Origin of the sequence: Mesorhizobium sp. M0016, from assembly GCF_040324035.1 — a bacterium.
Classification (GTDB): Bacteria; Pseudomonadota; Alphaproteobacteria; order Rhizobiales; family Rhizobiaceae; genus Mesorhizobium.
In genome coordinates, this window is sequence record NZ_JAMYVM010000004.1 from 257,501 (window position 1) to 260,000 (window position 2,500).

General features: G+C 54.2%; 2 rRNA genes (both cut by a window edge). Both read right to left on the minus strand.

The features are described from left to right. Window positions 1-59 (minus strand): 5S ribosomal RNA (gene rrf / locus NKJ88_RS08560); it reaches 56 nt to the left of the window's first position. A gap of 201 nt (window positions 60-260) precedes the next feature. After that, window positions 261-2,500 (minus strand): 23S ribosomal RNA (locus tag NKJ88_RS08565) (it continues 562 nt past the right edge of the window).

Sequence of the window (2,500 nt, forward strand, 5' to 3'; positions counted from 1 at the left end):
CGTTTCACGGCCGAGTTCGGAATGGGATCGGGTGCAGCCGCTCCGCCATAACCACCAGGTCGGCAAAACGCACGTTATATCGAGAAGCTGTTTTTTCGTGCCAAGGCGACGTTTGTGTCTAGCTAACGGACAAAGTCCGCAAGCGCGACTGCGCGTCGCCGGTTTTCCGGCGCCCTCGCGGAGCATAGGCCCTGTTAAGGGCCGCTCATGCGTGAGCGCTGGTCAGATCATCGTGTTCACGATGAGCATAAGGAATGAGAACGATCAAGCCGATCGAACTATTAGTACCGGTAAGCTTCAAGCGTTGCCGCTCTTCCACACCCGGCCTATCAACGTGGTCGTCTTCCACGGTTCTCAGGGAATACTCGTTTTAAGGTGGGTTTCCCGCTTAGATGCCTTCAGCGGTTATCCCGTCCGGATATAGCTACCCTGCTATGCGGCTGGCGCCACAACAGGTCCACCAGAGATCCGTCCATCCCGGTCCTCTCGTACTAGGGACAGATCCTTTCAATATTCCTACACCCACGGCAGATAGGGACCGAACTGTCTCACGACGTTCTGAACCCAACTCACGTACCGCTTTAAATGGCGAACAGCCATACCCTTGGGACCTGCTCCAGCCCCAGGATGCGATGAGTCGACATCGAGGTGCCAAACAACCCCGTCGATATGGACTCTTGGGGGTCATCAGCCTGTTATCCCCGGCGTACCTTTTATCCGTTGAGCGATGGCCCTTCCACGCGGGACCACCGGATCACTATGACCGACTTTCGTCTCTGCTCGACTTGTCAGTCTCGCAGTCAGGCAGGCTTATGCCATTGCACTCAGCGAACGATTTCCGACCGTTCTGAGCCCACCATCGCGCGCCTCCGTTACTCTTTAGGAGGCGACCGCCCCAGTCAAACTACCCACCATACATTGTCCCGGACCCGGATAACGGGCCGCGGTTAGACATCCATAGTAATAAGGGTGGTATTTCAAGGGTGGCTCCACCTGAGCTGGCGCCCAGGTTTCAAAGCCTACCACCTATCCTACACATGCCACTACGAATGCCAATGTAAAGCTATAGTAAAGGTGCACGGGGTCTTTCCGTCTAACCGCAGGAACCCCGCATCTTCACGGGGAATTCAATTTCACTGAGTCTATGCTGGAGACAGCGGGGAAGTCGTTACGCCATTCGTGCAGGTCGGAACTTACCCGACAAGGAATTTCGCTACCTTAGGACCGTTATAGTTACGGCCGCCGTTTACTGGGGCTTCGATTCAGAGCTTGCACCCCTCCTCTTAACCTTCCAGCACCGGGCAGGCGTCAGACCCTATACGTCGTCTTGCGACTTCGCAGAGCCCTGTGTTTTTGATAAACAGTCGCTACCCCCTGGTCTGTGCCACCCTCCTCTACTTGCGTAGAAAAGGGTCACGCTTCTTCCGAAGTTACGCGTGCAATTTGCCGAGTTCCTTCAGCATAGTTCTCTCAAGCGCCTTGGTATACTCTACCTGACCACCAGTGTCGGTTTCGGGTACGGTTTATAAGGAGGAGCTATTTCCTGGAACCGCTCCGCTGCCCGTTCAATCCGATAAGATTGGACAACTTGTGCGATCCGTCACTACCTCCAAGCCCACGAATATTAACGTGGTTCCCATCGACTACGCGTTTCCGCCTCGTCTTAGGGGCCGGCTAACCCTGCTCAGATTAGCTTTAAGCAGGAACCCTTGGTCTTTCGGCGGGGGAGTCTCTCACTCCCCTTACGTTACTCATGTCAGCATTCGCACTTCTGATACCTCCACCACCCCTCACGGGTATGGCTTCGTCAGCTTACAGAACGCTCCGCTACCGCTTGGCCCTTGCGGACCAAACCCTAAGCTTCGGTGTATGGCTTTAGCCCCGTTACATTTTCGGCGCAAAGACCCTTATTTAGACCAGTGAGCTGTTACGCTTTCTTTAAATGATGGCTGCTTCTAAGCCAACATCCTGGTTGTTTTGGGATCCTCACATCCTTTCCCACTTAGCCATAACTTGGGGACCTTAGCTGTAGGTCAGGGTTGTTTCCCTTTTCACGACGGACGTTAGCACCCGCCGTGTGTCTGCCGACTAGTACTCCCAGGTATTCGGAGTTTGGTTAGGTTTGGTAATCCGGTGAGGACCCCTAGCCCATCCAGTGCTCTACCCCCTGGGGTATTCGGTCGACGCTCTACCTAAATAGATTTCGCGGAGAACCAGCTATTTCCGAGTTTGATTGGCCTTTCACCCCTAGCCACAAGTCATCCCGAACTATTGCAACAGTTATGGGTTCGGTCCTCCAGTAAGTGTTACCTTACCTTCAACCTGCTCATGGCTAGATCACTCGGTTTCGGGTCTAATGCGACGAACTGAACGCCCTGTTCAGACTCGCCTTCGCTGCGCCTACACCTAGCGGTTTAAGCTTGCTCGTCACACTAAGTCGCTGACCCATTATACAAAAGGTACGTGGTGACCCTTGCGGGCTCCCACTGTTTGTAGGCAA